This window comes from Pseudomonas syringae group sp. J309-1 (genome assembly GCF_032582135.1).
In the GTDB taxonomy this organism is placed as follows: Bacteria; Pseudomonadota; Gammaproteobacteria; order Pseudomonadales; family Pseudomonadaceae; genus Aquipseudomonas; species Aquipseudomonas quasicaspiana.
Window position 1 is genome coordinate 1 of the sequence record NZ_JAWHNU010000031.1, and the last position, 18,421, is coordinate 18,421.

15 protein-coding genes are annotated in these 18,421 nt (G+C 59.5%); 12 read left to right on the forward strand and 3 right to left on the reverse strand.

From position 1 onward, the window contains the following. Positions 1-332: 332 nt before the first annotated feature. The 6 genes from kdpF to RX972_RS16945 all read left to right on the forward strand — a co-directional run bounded on the left by kdpF (position 333) and on the right by RX972_RS16945 (position 8,307). Positions 333-422: a K(+)-transporting ATPase subunit F gene (kdpF, locus tag RX972_RS16920; protein WP_080237935.1), complete on the forward strand. Its 90-nt coding sequence runs from the start codon at positions 333-335 to the stop codon at positions 420-422. 13 nt (positions 423-435) lie between these two features. Beyond that, complete coding sequence (kdpA, locus tag RX972_RS16925; protein WP_316877299.1) at positions 436-2,130, forward strand: potassium-transporting ATPase subunit KdpA; 1,695 nt, start codon at positions 436-438, stop codon at positions 2,128-2,130. 10 nt (positions 2,131-2,140) lie between these two features. Continuing rightward, positions 2,141-4,222, forward strand: coding sequence for a potassium-transporting ATPase subunit KdpB (gene kdpB, locus RX972_RS16930; RefSeq protein ID WP_410478239.1), 2,082 nt, complete (start codon positions 2,141-2,143; stop codon positions 4,220-4,222). A 121-nt stretch (positions 4,223-4,343) separates the two neighbouring features. Next, the gene (gene kdpC / locus RX972_RS16935) at positions 4,344-4,916 is read left to right on the forward strand and encodes a potassium-transporting ATPase subunit KdpC (RefSeq protein WP_099268634.1); all 573 of its coding nucleotides are present in this window, start codon (positions 4,344-4,346) and stop codon (positions 4,914-4,916) included. 9 nt (positions 4,917-4,925) lie between these two features. Continuing rightward, entirely contained in the window at positions 4,926-7,586 is a 2,661-nt protein-coding gene (locus RX972_RS16940; RefSeq protein ID WP_316877301.1) for a sensor histidine kinase KdpD, read from the forward strand. Between the two features lie 31 nt (positions 7,587-7,617). Next, positions 7,618-8,307: a response regulator gene (locus tag RX972_RS16945; protein WP_316877302.1), complete on the forward strand. Its 690-nt coding sequence runs from the start codon at positions 7,618-7,620 to the stop codon at positions 8,305-8,307. Between the two features lie 311 nt (positions 8,308-8,618). Here the strand turns inward: RX972_RS16945 and RX972_RS16950 are convergent, their stop codons facing one another. Beyond that, on the reverse strand, positions 8,619-9,677 hold the full coding sequence (locus RX972_RS16950; protein ID WP_316877303.1) for a patatin-like phospholipase family protein: 1,059 nt from the start codon (positions 9,675-9,677) through the stop codon (positions 8,619-8,621). A 185-nt stretch (positions 9,678-9,862) separates the two neighbouring features. On the opposite strand from RX972_RS16950, the gene RX972_RS16955 reads away from it, so the two are divergent. The 6 genes from RX972_RS16955 (at position 9,863) to RX972_RS16980 (ending at position 16,306) form a co-directional block, all read left to right on the forward strand. Then, positions 9,863-10,141 carry a hypothetical protein gene (locus RX972_RS16955; RefSeq protein WP_027901763.1) on the forward strand — a complete coding sequence of 93 codons (279 nt, stop codon included), beginning with the start codon at positions 9,863-9,865 and terminating at the stop codon, positions 10,139-10,141. Between the two features lie 242 nt (positions 10,142-10,383). Continuing rightward, on the forward strand, positions 10,384-11,301 hold the full coding sequence (locus RX972_RS16960) for an AAA family ATPase (protein ID WP_099268637.1): 918 nt from the start codon (positions 10,384-10,386) through the stop codon (positions 11,299-11,301). Then, positions 11,298-12,254, forward strand: a complete 957-nt coding sequence (locus tag RX972_RS16965; protein ID WP_316877305.1) for a DUF58 domain-containing protein — start codon at positions 11,298-11,300, stop codon at positions 12,252-12,254. Before RX972_RS16960 ends, RX972_RS16965 begins: the two co-directional genes overlap by 4 nt. Then, positions 12,251-14,263 carry a DUF3488 and transglutaminase-like domain-containing protein gene (locus RX972_RS16970; RefSeq protein ID WP_316877306.1) on the forward strand — a complete coding sequence of 671 codons (2,013 nt, stop codon included), beginning with the start codon at positions 12,251-12,253 and terminating at the stop codon, positions 14,261-14,263. The genes RX972_RS16965 and RX972_RS16970 overlap by 4 nt, the downstream gene beginning before the upstream one ends. Before the next feature lie 10 nt (positions 14,264-14,273). Beyond that, positions 14,274-15,038 carry a CHAD domain-containing protein gene (locus RX972_RS16975; RefSeq protein ID WP_316877308.1) on the forward strand — a complete coding sequence of 255 codons (765 nt, stop codon included), beginning with the start codon at positions 14,274-14,276 and terminating at the stop codon, positions 15,036-15,038. Between the two features lie 473 nt (positions 15,039-15,511). Next, complete coding sequence (locus tag RX972_RS16980) at positions 15,512-16,306, forward strand: acyl-CoA thioesterase (RefSeq protein ID WP_263271724.1); 795 nt, start codon at positions 15,512-15,514, stop codon at positions 16,304-16,306. Positions 16,307-16,314: 8 nt separating this feature from the next. Here RX972_RS16980 and RX972_RS16985 read toward each other — a convergent pair whose 3' ends face one another. Together RX972_RS16985 and RX972_RS16990 are read right to left on the reverse strand one after the other, a co-directional pair. After that, complete coding sequence (locus RX972_RS16985; RefSeq protein WP_122704689.1) at positions 16,315-16,539, reverse strand: hypothetical protein; 225 nt, start codon at positions 16,537-16,539, stop codon at positions 16,315-16,317. 360 nt (positions 16,540-16,899) lie between these two features. Next, entirely contained in the window at positions 16,900-18,381 is a 1,482-nt protein-coding gene (locus RX972_RS16990; protein ID WP_316877311.1) for a methyl-accepting chemotaxis protein, read from the reverse strand. Positions 18,382-18,421 lie beyond the last annotated feature (40 nt).

Sequence of the window (18,421 nt, forward strand, 5' to 3'; positions counted from 1 at the left end):
GGGTTAGCCGCATTGGGCCATGGATGGCCCGTTGCGGCGGCCCACGGTTCAGGATCTGCGGGCGGGTACACCGAGCGCCAGCGAGGTGCCAAGTGGTGGGGCATGAGCGTTTTGGTTACTTTTGTCTGGGCCGGCTTCCGGATGTTCAAAAGTGACGCGCTGTAAAAGCGCAACCAATATCAGCCGTCACCACACCAACGGATATACACACAAAAACCGCCATCTTTACGCCATCTTTACGCCGCTCCCCACCCCTCGCTCTCGTTCCTTTACACCCACTCTCACGACAATTACCCCACACACGGCAATCGCCGTAGAGACGGAGTAATTCGATGAGCGCTGTAGACGGGGTATCACTGTTGTTGGCCGCAGGGTTGTTCATCTACTTGCTGGTTGCGCTGTTACGCGCTGGCCAGAACTAGGAGCGGAGTCGCCATGCACAGCTATGACTATCTATTGATTCTGGCCTTCCTCGTACTGGTGCTGCTGCCCGCGCCATTGTTAGGGCGTTTCTACTACCGAGTGGTGGAAGGTGAACGCACCTGGCTCACGCCGGTTCTGCGACCGGTTGAAAACCTCTGCTATCGCCTGTCGGGCGTTGACCCGGCTGTCGAGCAGAACTGGAAAACCTACCTCTGGGCCTTGTTGGCCTTCAACCTTGCCGGTTTCGTTTTGTTATTCGCGATGCTTCTGGGGCAGGGCGCTCTGCCGCTTAACCCGCAACAATTGCCGGGCATGGAATGGTCACTCGCGTTCAACACCGCCATGAGCTTCGTCACCAACACCAACTGGCAGGCCTACAGCGGTGAAGCGTCGCTCAGTTACCTGAGCCAGATGGTCGGCCTGACCGTGCAGAACTTCGTCAGCGCCGCGACTGGTATCGCCGTGCTGTTGGTGCTCTGCCGTGGCATCAGCCGTCGCTCGACACAGAACCTCGGTAACTTCTGGACCGACATGACCCGCGTCACGCTTTATGGCTTGCTGCCATTGTGCATCGTGCTGGCGTTGTTGCTGGTCTGGCAGGGCGTGCCGCAAAGCTTCGCTCACTACATTGATGCGCTGACCCTGCAAGGCGCTGATCAAAGCCTGCCCATGGGCCCGGCCGCCAGCCAGATCGCGATCAAGCAACTGGGCACCAACGGTGGCGGCTTCTTCGGTGTCAACTCGGCGCACCCGTACGAGAACCCGACCGCGTGGAGCAACCTGTTTCAGCTGGCGTCGATTCTGTTGATCCCGGCGGCTCTTGTATTCACCTTCGGCCATTACGTTAAAGACATGCGTCAGAGCCGGGCAATCATGGCCTGCATGCTGACCTTGCTGATCATTGGCGGTGCGGTGTCGATGTGGGCCGAATATCAGCCTAATCCGACGCTGAATGTCGCCAACGTAGAACAGACCGCACCGCTGGAAGGCAAGGAAAGCCGTTTCGGTACCACCGGCACCGTGTTGTGGGCGACGGCTACTACGGCCGCGTCCAACGGTTCTGTGAATGGCATGCATGACAGCCTCAACCCGCTGAGCGGGATGGTGGCGCTGGCCAACATGATGGTCGGCGAAGTGATCTTCGGTGGTGTCGGTGTTGGTCTGAACGGCATGCTGCTCAACGTGCTGATCGCCGTGTTTCTCGCCGGATTGATGATCGGCCGTACCCCCGAATACCTCGGTAAAAAACTGCAGGCCAATGAGGTCAAGTTGCTGGTGGCTACGTTGCTGGTGATGCCGGTCGGCGTATTGGTGCTGGGTGCCATCGCGGCAAGTTTGCCTGCCTCGATAGCGTCGGTAAGTAATCCCGGCCCGCACGGTTTCAGCCAGTTGCTGTACGCCTACACCTCGGCGACGGCGAATAACGGCTCGGCATTTGGTGGCTTCAGCGCCAACACTGTGTTCCATAACCTGATGCTCAGTCTTGCGATGTTCATCGGCCGCTTCGGCTACATCCTGCCGGTGCTGGCACTGGCTGGCAGCCTGGCGATGAAGAAGAGCGCGCCACTGGGCCTGAACAGCTTCCCGACCCACGGCCCGCTGTTTGTCACCCTGCTGACCATGACGATCCTGATTGTCGGTGGCCTCACGTTCCTGCCAACCCTGGCACTGGGACCGATTGCCGAACATTTGAGTCTGGGTTTCTGAGGAGCCGACCATGAATATGCCTATCGCTAAACCTGCATCGCCCGAACCAAAGCCTGTGCAAGCACAGCCAGCCCCCGAGACGGTGAAAACCGGTTTCTCTGCCTTGTGGCGCCCGGCGCTGATTCAGGCGTTCGTCAAACTGAACCCTCGGCAGTTGGCACGCTCGCCCGTCATGCTGGTGGTGGAACTGACCGCGATCCTTACCACCGTGCTGTGCCTGATTCCCGATCCGGCTGTTTCCACTGGCGTAGCGGTACAGATCGCCTTGTGGTTGTGGTTCACCGTGCTGTTCGCCAACTTCGCCGAGGCTTTGGCGGAAGGTCGCGGCAAGGCACGAGCAGACAGTCTCAAAGCGGGCAGTGAAGGCCTGAAAGCGCGCCGTCGTGATGAGTCGGGGCGTTTCAGCGAAGTCAATGCCAGCGCCCTGCGTAAAGGTGATGTGGTGCGAGTCGAGGCCGGGGAAATGATTCCCGGCGATGGCGAGGTCATCGAAGGTATTGCTGCGGTCAACGAAGCGGCGATTACCGGTGAATCCGCGCCAGTGATTCGTGAGTCGGGTGGTGATCGCTCGGCGGTTACCGGCAATACCCGGCTGGTCTCGGACTGGTTGCTGGTGCGCATCAGCAGCAACCCTGGCGAATCCACGCTGGACCGGATGATCGCTCTGGTGGAAGGCGCCAAACGGCAGAAAACCCCCAACGAAGTGGCGCTGGATATCCTGCTGATCGGCCTGACGCTGATCTTCCTGCTGGTGGTAGTAACCCTGCAACCGTTCGCCCATTTTGCGGGCGGGAGCTTACCGTTGGTGTTTCTGGTGGCGCTACTGGTTACGTTGATTCCGACGACGATTGGCGGCCTGCTGTCGGCCATCGGTATTGCCGGGATGGATCGTCTGGTGCGGCTTAACGTGATCGCCAAATCCGGGCGTGCCGTGGAGGCGGCGGGGGACGTGCATGTGCTGCTGCTGGACAAGACCGGCACCATCACCTTCGGTAACCGTCGTTGCAGTGCGCTCTATGCCGCGCCAGGCGTAACCCCGAAAGAACTCAGCGAAGCCGCGCTGCTGGCTTCCCTGGCCGACGACACGGCGGAAGGTAAATCCATCGTCGAGTACCTGCGCAATCTGCACCCGATGGTTGAGCCAAAACCTGCCGACGTTACGGGTGTGCCGTTCAGCGCTGAAACCCGTTTGTCTGGCGTGGACTATCAGAACCGTGTGTATCGCAAAGGCGCAGTGGATTCGCTGCTGGCTTTTGTCGACATGCAACGCAGTGATTTGCCCGCGTCGCTGGCCCGGGAAATCGACGGCATCGCCAAGACTGGCGGTACGCCGCTGCTGGTGTGTGTCGACAAGAAATTGATCGGCGCAATTCACCTCAAGGACGTGGTCAAGCCAGGCATCCGTGAACGCTTTGCCGAGCTGCGCAAGCTGGGCATTCGTACTGTGATGGTGACCGGCGACAACCCGCTGACCGCTGCGGCGATTGCCGCTGAGGCCGGGGTTGATGATGTGCTGGCTGAAGCTACCCCAGAGAAGAAGCTTGAGCGCATTCGTGCCGAGCAGAACGACGGCCGTCTGGTGGCGATGTGTGGTGACGGTGCCAACGACGCGCCGGCGCTGGCTCAAGCCGACGTCGGCATGGCGATGAATGACGGCACGCAAGCTGCCCGGGAAGCGGCCAACATGGTCGACCTCGACAGTGACCCTACCAAGTTGCTGGACGTGGTGCAGATCGGCAAGGAGTTGCTGGTGACCCGCGGTGCGCTGACGACTTTTTCCATTGCCAACGATATTGCCAAGTACTTCGCGATATTGCCTGCGTTGTTCGCCGCGATTTATCCGCAACTGGGCGTGCTGAACATCATGCAACTGGCCAGCCCGCAGAGCGCGATCCTGTCGGCCATCGTATTCAACGCCTTGATCATCGTGGTGCTGATCCCGCTGGCCCTGCGCGGTGTGCGTGTCCAGGCGGCCAATGCTGCGCAGTTGCTGCGTCGTAACCTGCTGATCTACGGGCTGGGCGGGATTATCGTGCCGTTCGTGGGGATCAAGTTGATTGACATGATTCTGGTTGGCTTGGGGTTGGTTTAACTGAAGGAAAACTGACCTGTGGGAGCTGGGCTTGCCCGCGATTATTTATGAAACCGCTCGCGAGCTAGCTCTGCTCCCACAAGAGGTTGCATTTCAAATTCGATTCATGAGGATTCTCACCATGTCCACCATCATCCGTCCCGCCCTGAGTCTTCTGGTCTTGATGACCCTCATCACCGGCGTCGCTTATCCGCTGGTCGTGACCGGCGTTGCTCAGGTCGCTTTCCCTGATCAGGCCAATGGCAGCCTGATTCATGATGCCGACGGCAAGGTTCGCGGCTCGCAGCTGATCGCCCAGTCCTTCACGGGAGACGAGTGGTTCCACTCGCGTCCTTCTGCAGGCGCTTTTGCCACGGTCGCCAGTGGTGCCAGCAACCTTTCTCCGAGCAATCCGGCGCTCGCTGCGCGGATCAGCGAAGACGCTGCGAAAGAAGTCGTGCCAGGTCAGGGCCCGGTGCCGCTGGCGCTGCTGACGACTTCCGGCAGCGGTCTTGATCCGCACCTTTCACCCGAGGCCGTTGCATACCAGACTGCAAGGGTTGCTGCTGCGCGCAAGCTGCCTCTGGAGAAAGTCCAGGGTTTGATCGAGGCCAATACCTCGCGGCCGTTGATTGGCCCGCCAGTGGTTAACGTTTTGAACTTGAATCGCAGCCTGAATGAGTTAACGTCTGCGCAACAACAAGCACAGCTTTGAGTGAGCAATATGAGTGATTCCGGCCGTGCCGATGCGTTACTAGCCGAGATGCCCGGAGACGGGCGCGGTCGGCTCAAGGTGTTCCTCGGCGCTGCGCCGGGTGTGGGCAAGACCTACGCCATGTTGCAGGCTGCTCACACTCAATTGCGCCAGGGTGTGGCGCTGATCGCTGGGGTCGTCGAAACCCACGGTCGCGCCGAGACCGAAGCGTTGCTGAGCGGTTTGCCGCAGCAGCCGTTGGTTCGCTCGGAATATCGCGGTGTGACCCTGGAAGAAATGGACCTCGACGGTCTGCTCAGGCTCAAGCCGAAACTGGTCCTGGTGGACGAGCTTGCTCACAGCAACGCCCCCGGCAGTCGCCATGCCAAACGCTGGCAGGATATTCAGGAACTGTTGGCCGCGGGCATCGACGTGTACACCACGGTCAACGTTCAGCATCTGGAAAGCCTAAACGATCAGGTGCGCGGTATTACCGGCGTGCAGGTCCGGGAAACCTTGCCGGACTGGGTGTTGCAGGAAGCTTATGAACTGGTGCTGATCGACTTGCCGCCGCGTGAACTGCTGGAGCGTCTTCGCGACGGCAAGGTGTACGTGCCGGAGCAAGCGCGCGCGGCCATCGACGCTTTCTTCACCCAGACCAACCTGACCGCCTTGCGTGAGCTGGCGATGCAGACCGCTGCGGCCCAGGTCGACGACGATCTGGCTCAGGGGTATCGCCAGTTGGGGCAGGCTGCACCGGCCGTTCGCGGTCGCCTGTTGGTGGCCGTCGATGGCGATGCGCACGCCGATCGTCTGGTACGCCACGCCAGCCGGGTCGCCCAGCGGCGACATCTGCCGTGGAGCCTGGTGCATGTCGACAATGGTCGGCCGTTCGATGAGCAAAATCGAGCCCGCCTGCAGAGTGCGCAGCAACTGGCCGAGCGGCTGGGCGGTGAAGTGGTGCTGTTGCGGGCCGGTGAAGTGGCGAGAACCTTGATCCAGCACGCGGGTGAACGTCGCGCCAGTGTCTTGCTGGTCGGCCAGTCACAGCCGCGACTGCGCCGTCGCTGGTTGGGCGGCGGGGTGGCGGAACGACTGCTGCGCGAAGCCCATGGGCTGGAAATCAGTGTGCTGGACAGCGAGCCGTTGCCGGATCAACCCCGGGTGCGTTCTTCGCATCCTGCCCGTTGGCAGGACTATCTGCTGGCGGTGGTTGCCACGGTATTGGCCAGTGCTCTGGCCTGGGTGGTGTCCAGCGCGCTGGATCTACCGAATATTTCGCTGGTGTTTCTGGCCGCCGTGCTGCTGGTCGCCGTGCGGACCAGCATGGGACCGGCGCTGGCCTGTTCGATTCTGTCGTTTCTGGCTTATGACTTTTTGTTCATAACACCGAGCTTTTCCCTGAGTATCCAGCGCGAGGAAGACGTGCTGACTTTACTGTTTTTCCTGCTGATGTCTGCGTTGACCGGCAACCTTGCGGCTCGTCAGCGTCGACAGATGCAGGCCCTGCGCGAAACACAGGAAGAAACCAGTGAGTTGCTCGATCTTTCGCGCAAGCTGACTGCGGCCACCGATAGGCAAGCAGTGATCAGTGCTGCCGGGCAGCATTTGAGCGGCTGGCAGGAGCTGGAAATTTGCTTGCTTGACCGTGATGGCCCCAATGGCTGGAAGGTGCAGAGCGGTATCGCTCAGCTTTCCGAGCCTGAACGCGCTGCGGCCGACTGGGCCTGGCAACATGATCAGCCAGCGGGTCACGGCACTGGCACGCTGCCGTCCAGTCGCTGGTGGTGGTACCCCTTGTCCGGCGAAGAAGGGCCGTTGGCGTTGCTGGGGGTCAGTGCGCGTACGGGGCAGGATTTCACTGCGCAGCGACGTCGGTTATTGATTGCGCTGAGCCAGCCGCTGGCTCAGGCACTGGCCCGTGCGCAACTGGCGGATGACTTGGAAGCGGCGCGTTTACATGGTGAAACTGAACAGCTGCGCAGTGCGTTGCTGGCGTCTGTGTCCCATGATCTGCGCACGCCGCTGACCGCCATGCGCGGCAGCATCGACAGTCTATTGGCACTGGGCGAAGCCATTCCCCTTGAAGATCGGCGGGAACTGCTCGAAGGCACCCGCGACGAAGCCGAGCGTCTGGATCGCTACATTCAAAACCTGCTGGACATGACCCGCCTTGGTCACGGCGCGTTGAAGCTGGCGCGGGACTGGGTATCGCCGGGGGATATCGTCGGCAGTGCCCTGAACCGGCTCCGTGCGGTGATGGCGCCGCTGCAAGTCCAGACTTTACTGCCCGGCGAACTGCCGCTGCTCTATGTGCACGCCGCGTTGATCGAGCAGGCACTGGTCAATGTGCTGGAAAACGCGGCGCGCTTTTCGCCCGTGAATGGGCGGCTTGAACTGGAAGCCGGGGCCATCGATGGCGAGTTGTTTTTCGCCGTCAGTGATGAAGGACCGGGCATCCCGGAAGAAGAGCGGGCAAAGATTTTCGACATGTTTTATACCGCAGCACGAGGTGATCGCGGCGGGCAGGGCACGGGATTGGGGTTAGCCATCTGTCAGGGCATGGTAGGCGCGCATGGTGGCCGGATCAGTGTTGGTCAGGGGATTGATGGCCATGGCACATGCATCACTTTATATTTACCGTTGCAGGCCCAGCCTCAAGGCGAAAGCGAAGCGGAACTGCTGTCTTGATTCCGTTTTACGTTAAAGAATAAGGGTGATCATGAGTCAGACCGCAACCATTCTGGTGATCGATGATGAGCCGCAGATTCGCAAGTTTCTGCGCATCAGCCTCGCATCTCAGGGTTACAAGGTGCTGGAGGCCGGGACCGGAGCTGAAGGCCTGAATCAGGCCGCGCTGAACAAACCCGACTTACTGGTGCTGGACCTGGGCTTGCCGGACATGGATGGCCAGCAAGTGCTACGCGATTTTCGCGAGTGGTCCAGCGTGCCCGTGCTGGTGCTTTCGGTGCGGGCCAGCGAAGCACAGAAGGTCGAGGCGCTGGATGGTGGTGCCAATGACTACGTGACCAAACCGTTTGGTATTCAGGAGTTCCTGGCTCGTATTCGCGCCTTGTTGCGTCAGGCCCCTACAGGCGAACAGCAGGGCGCGGCATTAGTGTTCGGTCCGCTCACAGTGGATCTGGCGTATCGCCGGGTGCTGCTGGATGGAGTAGAAGTGGCCTTGACCCGCAAGGAGTACGCGGTGTTGGCCCAACTGGCGCGACATCCGGGACGGGTCATCACCCAGCAGCAACTGCTCAAGGATATATGGGGCCCGACCCACACCGAAGACAGCCATTACCTGCGAATTGTGGTCGGTCACCTGCGCCAGAAGCTGGCGGATGACCCAACTGCACCGAGGTTTATCGTGACAGAGGCGGGTGTGGGGTACCGGTTGCGGGAGGCTTGAGCTCCTTTTTGTGACTGAATGCATACTTGTGGGAGCAGAGCTTGCTCGCGATAAAGCCAGACGCGATTCACTTTAGAACGCATCCAGCCTATCGCGAGCAAGCTCTGCTCCTATCAAACATCACTCCAATAATGGATTTGAAACGCGGACCTTGTAGGAGCTAACTTGTTGGCGAAGCGGAATTTCTGACGATGCGGGTCCGACGTCTCGCCAACAAGTTGGCTCCTACAGGTCACCCGTTTGCTGCGCGACAGCGCGGTGTCAGGGACACCGGGGCGACTCCCACAGGATATGAGTCATCCAATGGGGCCTCAACTGCCGCCTCGATGCTCCGCCTCATACCGATCCAGCGTATCACTGGCGATTTCCCGGCCCAGAGCGATGAGTTCCGGTGCCTTATAAAACTCGAAAAAACGGCACACGCGTTTTGGCACATTGATCAGGATATCCGGCGGATACCCGGCGATCTTGTACTGCGCCAGCGAGGTTTGCATCACTTCGAAGCTCTGGTTGATAAGGTCCAGCAGTGACGCCGGGCCGACGTTGTCGATGATTACCGATCCTGTGGCGGACTTTGGCGCGCTCTCTCCTTGAGGGGCTGCGGCGGGTTGCTGACCTTGCGGGTCGGCGGATTCCAGCCAGGGATTGTCGATCGTCGCCGCGCTGGCCTTGGGGCTGTTCTGCGGCAGGTGCAACACCTCGTTGCCAGCGGCGTCCAGTTTGCGACGGAACGGCAGGCGCGAACCCAGTGAACTGATCATGTGATCGAAGCGCCGTTTCACCGCAGGCGGACGCTCGATCACCGGTAATTGATAATGCCCTTGGGTGGTCGAGTTGAGATTGACCGCGACGATCAGGTCGCAATGGCTGGACACCACCGGCACGATGGGCAGCGGATTGAGCAGGCCCCCATCCACCAGCATGCGATGACCCTGCATCACTGGCGTGAACAGGCTGGGGATTGCCGCCGAGGCGCGCATGGCCTGATGCAGACAACCTTCCTGAAACCAGATTTCCTGCTGATGGGTCAGGTCGGTCGCCACGGCGGTGTAGGGGATGCGCAGGTCTTCAATGTTGATTTCGCCGACGATCTCGCGGATCTGACCGAATACCTTCTCGCCCCGAATAGCACCGAGGCGGAAACTGACGTCCACCAGACGCAGCACATCCAGATAGTCCAGGCTCTCAATCCATTCCCGGTATTGCCTGAGTTTCCCTGCCGCATAGACACCGCCAACCACTGCGCCCATGGAGCAACCCGCAATGCAGGCTATCTCGTAACCGCGGCGCTCCAGCTCCTCAATGACACCGATATGCGCATAACCCCGAGCGCCTCCAGAACCGAGCACCAGTGCTATACGTTTTTTCATGAACGACCTCCGAATCAGATTGATCCACCATACGCTTGAATCGGGCTATTTTTATCGTTCATTTGCGCGATGTGAAGGCTCTGATTCAGCAAAAAACAGTTACCCTTGCGGCCCCGGTGATGGCACTTTCAGCAAGTGACACCGTCAAAGCTGCACCATTGATATTTCTTCTTGAGGTAACACCGATGAAAGCCTGGATTGTCCTGCCCTTGTTTGCTCTGGTTCTCACTGGTTGCGCGGGTAAAACCGGTTATCGCGAAAGTTGCGGGACGCAGCTTGATTCGGCCTGGAAGGAACTTGATCTGGCCAAGGCTGAAGGCTTCGCCGGCACTGTCAGCTACTCCAAGGCCTTGTCCTTGCTGACCGGCGCCAAGACCCAGCAACAATTCGAAGCCTTCGAAGGTTGCACCGAGAAAGCCGAAAAAGCCCGATTCTATATTCGCGAATCCCGCGCTGGCAGGTAAGTAGAGGAGGCCGCCTGTGGGAGCGGTGCTTGCCCGCGATACATGAGACGCGGCCAGAAGGCATACCGCGTTATCGTTTATCGCGCGCAATCGCCGCTCCCACAATTGTTTTTCAGGCAACATTCCCATCCCTTCCGTACCAATTTCCTCTTCTCTCTGGCGAAAACACCTACGCTAACTTTATTGTGACTGCACAGCAGTCCTGTTTTTAGACATAGGCAGTCGCCTGGAGAGTGTTTTCGATGGGCAGAAAACTCGATGAGTGCCTCAACGCCATTAATGAGGTGGTGTTAGGCAAGGAGCCGCAAGTCCGGTTGGCAATGACCTGCCTGCTCGGTGGCGGCCATTTGTTGATCGAAGACTTGCCCGGTATGGGCAAAACCACCCTCAGCCATACCCTGGCCAAGGTACTGGGCCTCAGCTTCCAGCGGATTCAGTTCACTTCGGACTTGTTGCCGGGTGACATTCTTGGCACCTCGGTGTTTGATCGGGAAACCGGACAGTTCACCTTTCACCCAGGGCCGATTTTCGCTGAGCTGGTACTGGCCGACGAAATCAATCGCGCCACGCCCAAGAGCCAGAGCGCCTTGCTTGAAGCCATGGAAGAGGGGCAGGTCACTATCGAAGGCGCGACGCGTCTTCTGCCGGATCCATTCTTTGTCATCGCCACCCAGAACCCCTTCAGTCAGGGCGGCACTTTCGCGTTGCCCGAGTCGCAACTGGACCGCTTCCTGATGCGTCTTTCTCTGGGATATCCTGCACGCTCTGCCGAGAAAGCCCTGTTGCTGGGCGAATCACGTCGGGACCTGCTACCCCGTTTACAGCCGCTGCTTAATCACGCCGAGCTGGGCGCACTGCAAGCGCAGGCCCGGCAAGTGCGGGTCAGTGATGCGTTGGTGGATTACGTCTTGCGGCTGGTGGACGCAACCCGTGCCCAGCCGCAGTTCGCTTATGGGTTGTCGCCACGGGCGAGTCTGGCGATTCTAAGTGCAGCTCGGGCCTGGGCTTTGCTGGCCGGACGCGAGTATGTGATCCCCGAAGACGTGCAGGCGATCTTGCCCTCGGTGGTCGGCCATCGTCTTCGTGAGCGGACCGATCCCACCGGGCATGGCGGCGGGGCATTGGTCCAATGGCTGCTGCGTGAGGTGCCGGCGCTTTGATCGAACAGTTCAAACCGTTCTGGCAGCGCTGGCTGGCGCGACGTATCCCCCCCGCGTCGCGGGTCAAACTCGATCACCGGCGCATTTTCATTCTGCCCACCCGCACGGGTGGCAGTTTCGCGTTGGTGCTGTTTTTGATGTTATTGGTGGCGATCAATTATCAGAACAGCCTGGCGTATGGTCTGACGTTCCTGCTGCTGTCGATGGCGATTTTGGGGATCCTGCACACCTACCGAAACTTGAGTGGTCTGGTGATTAGCGCAGGCACGGCGCGGCCGGTGTTTGTCGGTGAAACCGTGCATCTGAGCCTGCGCCTGGAGAGTGATCATCACGCTCATCAGGCGATCTCGCTGGGCTGGGACGCCGAGCAGTTGCAGCAGGTCGATATTGCTTCCGAGGCGCGGATCGAGGTTGAACTGAGCTTGCCTGCGCATAATCGCGGCTGGCTGCGGGCGCCAAGGCTGCGGGTTGAAAGCGTCTTTCCGTTAAGCATTCTGCGCACCTGGAGCTGGCTGGATCTGGAGCAGACTGCGCTGATTTACCCTCGGCCGGTGGCGGGTGCAATGCCACTGCTAAAGGGCGTTCAACCTCATGCCGAAGATCACGGCGTGGCCACTCAGGGCCCCGGCGTGGATGACTATCAGGGCTTGCGCACTTATCAGCCCGGTGACAATCGGCGACGCCTGCACTGGAAGGCATATTCAAGGGGCCAAGGGCTGCTGCTCAAAGACTTCACTGATCTGAGTGGCCAGGACTTGTGCCTGGATTTCATGGCCTTGGGCGGTGATATCGAAGAGCGGCTGTCGCGTCTGTGCTACTGGGTGGTGATTCTGTCCCAGCGTCAGCAACCGTTTGCCTTGCGTTTGCCGGGTTATCTGTCGGCCGTGGACAGTGGCAATCTGCATCGTGAAACCTGCCTTCGGGCACTGGCGCTTTATGGCGTGCGGCAATGAGCGCCGTTGCGTCCGGCCTGAGCCTGCCGATTCCGCGTACCAGTCTGCTCTGGCTGCTATTGGCACAAGCGCTGGTCATCGTGCCGTTTATTCAGCACATTCCTGGAACCATCATCATTTTGTGGCTGGCCTGCATGCTGTGGCGCGTGCAGATCTTCCGCATGCGTGCTCGCCATCCCGGTGCATGGATAAAAGGCGGGCTGCTGGTGGGCACGGCGGGCGGGGTGTATCTGGCCCGTGGCAGCCTGGTCGGGCTGGAGGCGGGCGCTGCGCTGTTAGTAGCGGCTTTTGTGCTGAAAATGCTCGAGATGCAGAGTCGGCGTGATGCATTGGTATTGATCTTCCTCGGCTTCTTTTGCATCACGGTCGGCTACTTGTTCGAGGACAACCTGCTGTGGGCGGCGTTCACCTTGTTACCCGTCAGCACATTATTGGCGGCGTTGATCGGCTTGCAGTCATCCAGTCATTCCAGCAGTCAGTCCGGCAGCCTCAAGCTGGCGCTCAAATTGCTGGTGCAGGCGGTGCCGCTGATGCTTCTGCTGTTCCTGTTCTTCCCGCGTCTGGAGCCGCTCTGGTCATTGCCGCAGCCGAGTAATAAAGGCCAGACGGGGCTTTCCGACAACATGGCGCCGGGGGACATGGCTGAGTTGAGTAAGTCAGCGGCGTTGGTATTTCGCGCCAGTTTTGACGGCCCGATTCCGGCTCGTAATCAGTTGTATTGGCGCTCCCTGACCCTTGAACAATTTGACGGGCGACGCTGGTCGCAGTCGCCGCGCGCGCAAACCGTGCAGATGCCGCAATGGCAGAAACGTGGTGATTCCCTGAGTTACAGCATCGTCATGGAGCCCAGCGGCCGACCCTGGTTGTCGAGCCTGGACGTAGCCGAAAGCAATCTGGGTGATGTGCGCCAGATGAACGATTTCCGCTTGCAGCGACGTCGGCCGGTGGAGCAGTCGTTGCTCTACAACGTCATCTCCTGGCCGGACGCGACCCGTGAGGCGCAACTCAGCGAGAACATTCAGCGACAGGACCTGCAATTACCCGCCAAGGGCAACCCTCAGGCGCGGCAGTGGGCCAGCGATCTGTTGCGCCGTCATCCACAGCCCGATGAGCTGGTGCAGACGATGCTCGATTACTTTGCCCGCGAGCCTTATCACTACACCCTCAAACCACCGACGCTGGGACCAGACAGCATTGATGACTTCCTGTTTGAAAGCCGCCGTGGTTTTTGCGCGCATTACGCAGGGGCGATGACTTTCGTGTTGCGTGCGGCGGGTATTCCGGCGCGGGTGGTGGCCGGTTATCAGGGCGGCGAACTCAACCCGGACGGCCAGTACCTGACGGTACGCCAGTTTGATGCTCACGCCTGGGTTGAGTACTGGCAGCCCGGTGTTGGCTGGCGCAGCGTCGATCCCACCGCAGCGGTGGCGCCGCAACGTATAGAACAGGGACTGGAGCAAGCGTTGGCGGCGGACGAGGCGTTTCTAGCGGACTCGCCCATGTCGGCGCTGCGCTATCGCCATGTACCGTGGCTTAATTCGCTGCGCCTCAGCTGGGACAATCTCAATTACGGCTGGCAGCGCTGGGTGCTGGGCTATCAGGGGCAGGAGCAGTTGCGGGTGCTGAATCGCTGGTTCTCCGGCCTGGAGGCTCCGGCCTTCATCGTGGGTCTGTGCGTGTTTATGGGGTTGATCGCGTTGTGGGTGTTCAAACCCTGGCAGCGCGAAAGTGATTCGCAACTTCGCCTGTTCGGCGCGTTCGAAAGACTGCTGGCACGTCATGGCCTGCGGCGTTTGCCGGGGGAGGGCGTCGAGGAGTTCTCGCGTCGTGCTGCGCTGTTATTGCCAGGGCACGCCGACGCAATCGTCGCCTTCGCCCTAGAGTTTCAGGCTCAGCGTTATGCGGGTAGCTCGTCTTCACCGGCCGAACTTAGGCGGCGTCTGAAGCAATTGCGGCGACGTTTGCCATGGCGTTTATCGCCAGTCAAAGAAACCCACGATTCACGATAAGGATGAGTTCATGTCATCGATGGTTGACCATCTGGTCGCACAAGTCCTGGGCCTGCACATCAAGTTGCTGGCTTGTCAGGCGCGTCTTGCCGCATCCACCGACCCCGAGGCGTTGCACGACCTGCGCACTACGGTCCGGCGTCTGCGCAGCCTGTTGCGTCCTCTTCGCGGCGTATCAGGGGTCGAGCAACTGGAAGCGGCAGCCAAGGCGGTAGGGGAATTGACCACGCCGCTGCGGGACATGGAAGTACTTGCCGCACACTTGGCCGAGCAAGGCCTGGCCGATGCTGCGTCGGTGCGCATCAATAAGGTTAGCAAGGCTTACGGGCAGGTCGCGACATCGGCTGAGCTCGGTCGACTGTTCAGCACCCTGGATCAGTTTCCCGGATTCCTGCGGGTGCAACAACGCCAGCAATTGCTGCGAGGCCTGCGCAAGACCATCGAGAAAGGCATGGACAAGCAGTGGAAAAAACTTCGCGAAGCCATCGCCGATCCGGCTCATGACCGGCATCGTCTGCGCTTGTTGATCAAACGCGTGCGCTACGCCGCAGACGCTTATCCCGAGTTGAGCCATCAGCCGAAGAAAATGCAATCGCGTCTGAAAGCCGCTCAAGGTGCGCTGGGCGATTGGCATGATCATCTGCAGTGGCTGGCTCAGGCCGGGCAGGAGCGCGATCTGGCACCTTGCATCGCCTCCTGGCAAACCGGCATCGTACGTGCCGAGAAGAAGGCTGACGTTGCGCTGCTGCGCTTGAGCAAGACCTGCTTCGGTTGAAATCGCTTTAGAGTATTGGCTGCCGTTAAACACATTCCAAATGTCTGATTTGGAATGCTTTGCTACCTGTAGGAGCGCGCTTGCCCGCGATTGCGTCGGCATAGGCAATATATTAATCGGCTGACGGACCCAATCGCGGGCAAGCGCGCTCCTACACAGACTGTGTGAAAACTACTGCGCTCGGCAATACTGTGTTAAAAACAGGCGAAAAATGCTCATTTAGAACACCTAGACTCCGCTTTTTCGCCTGTTTTTGCCTTGTCTTGCCGTCGCTCGCTACGTTTTCACACAGTCTGTACAGGTGCGTTAGTCGCCAGAGACTGTGCGGCCCTTGAGCGACTGGTCAGCGTTGATCCGGCCGCAAATATGGCCAATATGACGTATGCGCTATCCATGATGGCTGGTTAAGATCAACACCTGTTTGCTGACTCGCCACCGCGCGGGTTTTTTATTACCGGTACTACGGGGTATACATGAAGTTTTCCGAGCTGATCGACGCGGTGCAGCGTAACCCGCTGGCCGTGACTATCCCGGCTGAATGGGCGCAAGGCCGCGCCAGTTTTGGTGGTTTGATGGCAGCGCTGCAATATGAAGCGATGCGCGCCAAAGTGCCTGAGGGAAGGCCGGTGCGCTCACTGGCGATCACCTTTGTCGGCCCGGCCGAGCCTGGCGTCCCGATTGCTTTCGAAGTAGAGGTATTGCGCGAGGGCAAAGCCGTCAGCCAGTTGCTGGGGCGAGCCACGCAAAATGGTCAGGTGATGACGCTGATTCAGGGCAGCTTCGGTGCGTCCCGTGAGTCGGTGATTTCGGTCAAGGCTGATCCCGCGCCAACGCTCAAGCCGCTGGAAGCGTGTCCGCAATTGCCCTTCGTCAGCGGCATGATGCCCGAGTACCTGCGGTTTATGGAGCTGCGTTGGGCGTTGGGCGGTTTGCCGTTCAGCAACACGCCTTCCCCGGCCATTGGCGGTTATGTGCGGTTTCGCGATATCGAAGAAGGGCCTTCCAGCGAAGCGCACATGCTGGCGCTGGTCGATGCCTGGCCACCGGCGCTGTTGCCTCACCTGAGCAAACCCGCGCCGGGCAGTTCACTGACCTGGACTATCGAGTTTGTCCAGCCCATGTCTGTGTTGAGCACTCATGACTGGTGTTCTTACAAAGCGGTAATCGAGCATGCTCGCGATGGTTACGGACACACCGCCGCGATGCTCTGGTCGCCGACGGGGGAGCTGATTGCGATCAGTCGGCAGACGGTGACGGTGTTTGGATGAGCCCGTTGTCACGCCGCTAGCGATTGCCCGTGACGCTCAATGCCCAACGCGGCGATCATCCCGATGATGCCAACGGCCAACGAGATAACGCTCATGGAAAATATCCCGTCCACAATCAGCAGAGTGGCCAGAAGTAATAACGGTACGGCGATCAGATGCTGGGTCGAGCGCTTATGATTTTTCGCGTCACCGCGCCATTGCCCTATATGGAGATTGAGTAAGCGCTTGGCCATGACTGCATTCCTCTTCAAACACTATGAATGCCTGAAGAGTAGGCCCGACTCGCAGTGGCGGCGAATCAAGTCTGACTATCGGTGTGATAGGCGCTAAATTATTAAGTTTGAACACCCCGTTTGTTGATTGGAATGCGATCCACATGTGGGAGATTCTATGGTTGCCTGCAAGCGCTGATCCCGGTGGGACCGAATTCATTCGGGAAGGCGGCATTCCTGACGGCACGGATACATCGAATGTACCGGCCCCTTCGCGAATGAATTCGCTCCCACGGATTCGCGTTTGCAGGCCAACATAGAATCTCCCTCAGCATCTGGTATGGCACAGGACCTGGGCGATCAAGGCTTAGCGAGTTCTCTTCAAAGCTTGAGCTGCCCGATCGCTTTGCTCAGCTCACCCGCCAGGGTCGCAAGCTCGTCGCTGGTACTCGCCGAGTCCACGGTTTGGTTGACGGTGCGCTCGGTCACGTCGCGTATGCTGACCACGGCGCGGTTCATTTCCTCGGCGACCTGGCTTTGTTGCTGTGCGGCCACGGCAATCTGAGTGTTGCTTTCGCGCATTTGCGCCACCGCATCGGCAATGGCCGCCAGCGCTTCGCCTGCCTCATGTGCTTGCTGCACGCACTCGTCAGCCTTGAACGAGCTGTCCTGCATAAAGTCGACGGCATCCCGCGTGCCGGATTGCAACGCTGAAACCATCGTGGTGATTTCATCTGTGGAGACCTGTACGCGTTTGGCCAGGTTGCGGACTTCATCGGCGACCACCGCAAAGCCGCGACCCATTTCACCTGCTCGTGCCGCTTCGATCGCAGCGTTCAAGGCCAGCAGGTTGGTTTGCTCGGCGATGCTATGAATCACGCTAACCACGCCGTTTATCTTCTGACTGTCTTCGGCCAGACGCTGAATCATCCCGGCGGTCTGCTGCACGCCACTCGACAAACCGGCAATCGAGGTCTGGACCCGATCAACGACAGCCTTGCCACTGCCCGCCAGAGTATCGGCGGTCCGGGATTGATCCCGTGTGGTGCTGGCGTGCTGGGCGATATGGAAAACCGTCGCAGACATCTCGTTGATGGCGGTGGCAACCTGGTCGGTCTCACTTTGCTGGCCAAGCATGCCATGGCGCACGTCGTTCATGCCTGTCGCCAGATGCACTGCGCCCTGATCCAGGCGCGCAGCAGTCTGCGAGACGGTAGTGACGACCCGCTGATAGCCAGCCTGCATGGCGTTGAATGCCTTGGCCATCTGACCCACTTCATCCTCGCCGGTCAGCGGCACGCGGGCAGACAGGTCGCCGCTTTTTTCCACGTGCAGCATGACGTCCTTGAGCGTGTTGAGCTGGCTCAGCAGGAAGCGGATCAGCAATTGCGAAGCGCCGAGCATGGCGAGCATCAGTACCAACACGGCAATGGCGTAGTTAGCGAAGCGCTGCTCCAGCACTTGCATCAGGCTTGGGGCAAACGCCAGTACCGCAATGCGCTGCCCGTCAGGCCGTGACACGATCTGAGCACCTGTCAGGAGGTGTTCGCCCGTTAACGATTGTGAGCCGAGTTCCACCCATTCTGTGGCAGCACCTAACTCAGGCAGAGGTTGTCCCTTGAATTCGGGTGTTTGCCCGGCAGTGAAAATCAGCAGCTCTGGCTGGCTCGGCAGCGCCTGGGATGCAGGCCAGGCAGTGAGCAGTCTTGCCTGCGCCTGAGCTGATTCTCGAGCGTCATCAATGCGAGCCTGTTGCTCCAGTTGCAGGGCGTAAATAACCAGCATCAACGTGGTGAAAAAGGCCACCGCGTTGACGGCCCAGAATTTGTACTTCAGGGAAAGGTTGCTAATCCAGGTGCCCATGGGAGGTCTTCTTTGGTTAGTCAGGAGGAGATATGCAGCA

Excerpts from the sequence above, each read along its gene's own strand:
- kdpF (WP_080237935.1), top strand. The coding sequence starts at position 333 with ATGAGCGCTGTAGACGGGGTATCACTGTTGTTGGCCGCAGGGTTGTTC.
- kdpA (WP_316877299.1), top strand. The coding sequence starts at position 436 with ATGCACAGCTATGACTATCTATTGATTCTGGCCTTCCTCGTACTGGTG.
- kdpB (WP_410478239.1), top strand. The coding sequence starts at position 2,141 with ATGAATATGCCTATCGCTAAACCTGCATCGCCCGAACCAAAGCCTGTG.
- kdpC (WP_099268634.1), top strand. The coding sequence starts at position 4,344 with ATGTCCACCATCATCCGTCCCGCCCTGAGTCTTCTGGTCTTGATGACC.
- RX972_RS16940 (WP_316877301.1), top strand. The coding sequence starts at position 4,926 with ATGAGTGATTCCGGCCGTGCCGATGCGTTACTAGCCGAGATGCCCGGA.
- RX972_RS16945 (WP_316877302.1), top strand. The coding sequence starts at position 7,618 with ATGAGTCAGACCGCAACCATTCTGGTGATCGATGATGAGCCGCAGATT.
- RX972_RS16950 (WP_316877303.1), bottom strand. The coding sequence starts at position 9,677 with ATGAAAAAACGTATAGCACTGGTGCTCGGTTCTGGAGGCGCTCGGGGT.
- RX972_RS16955 (WP_027901763.1), top strand. The coding sequence starts at position 9,863 with ATGAAAGCCTGGATTGTCCTGCCCTTGTTTGCTCTGGTTCTCACTGGT.
- RX972_RS16960 (WP_099268637.1), top strand. The coding sequence starts at position 10,384 with ATGGGCAGAAAACTCGATGAGTGCCTCAACGCCATTAATGAGGTGGTG.
- RX972_RS16970 (WP_316877306.1), top strand. The coding sequence starts at position 12,251 with ATGAGCGCCGTTGCGTCCGGCCTGAGCCTGCCGATTCCGCGTACCAGT.
- RX972_RS16975 (WP_316877308.1), top strand. The coding sequence starts at position 14,274 with ATGTCATCGATGGTTGACCATCTGGTCGCACAAGTCCTGGGCCTGCAC.
- RX972_RS16980 (WP_263271724.1), top strand. The coding sequence starts at position 15,512 with ATGAAGTTTTCCGAGCTGATCGACGCGGTGCAGCGTAACCCGCTGGCC.
- RX972_RS16985 (WP_122704689.1), bottom strand. The coding sequence starts at position 16,539 with ATGGCCAAGCGCTTACTCAATCTCCATATAGGGCAATGGCGCGGTGAC.
- RX972_RS16990 (WP_316877311.1), bottom strand. The coding sequence starts at position 18,381 with ATGGGCACCTGGATTAGCAACCTTTCCCTGAAGTACAAATTCTGGGCC.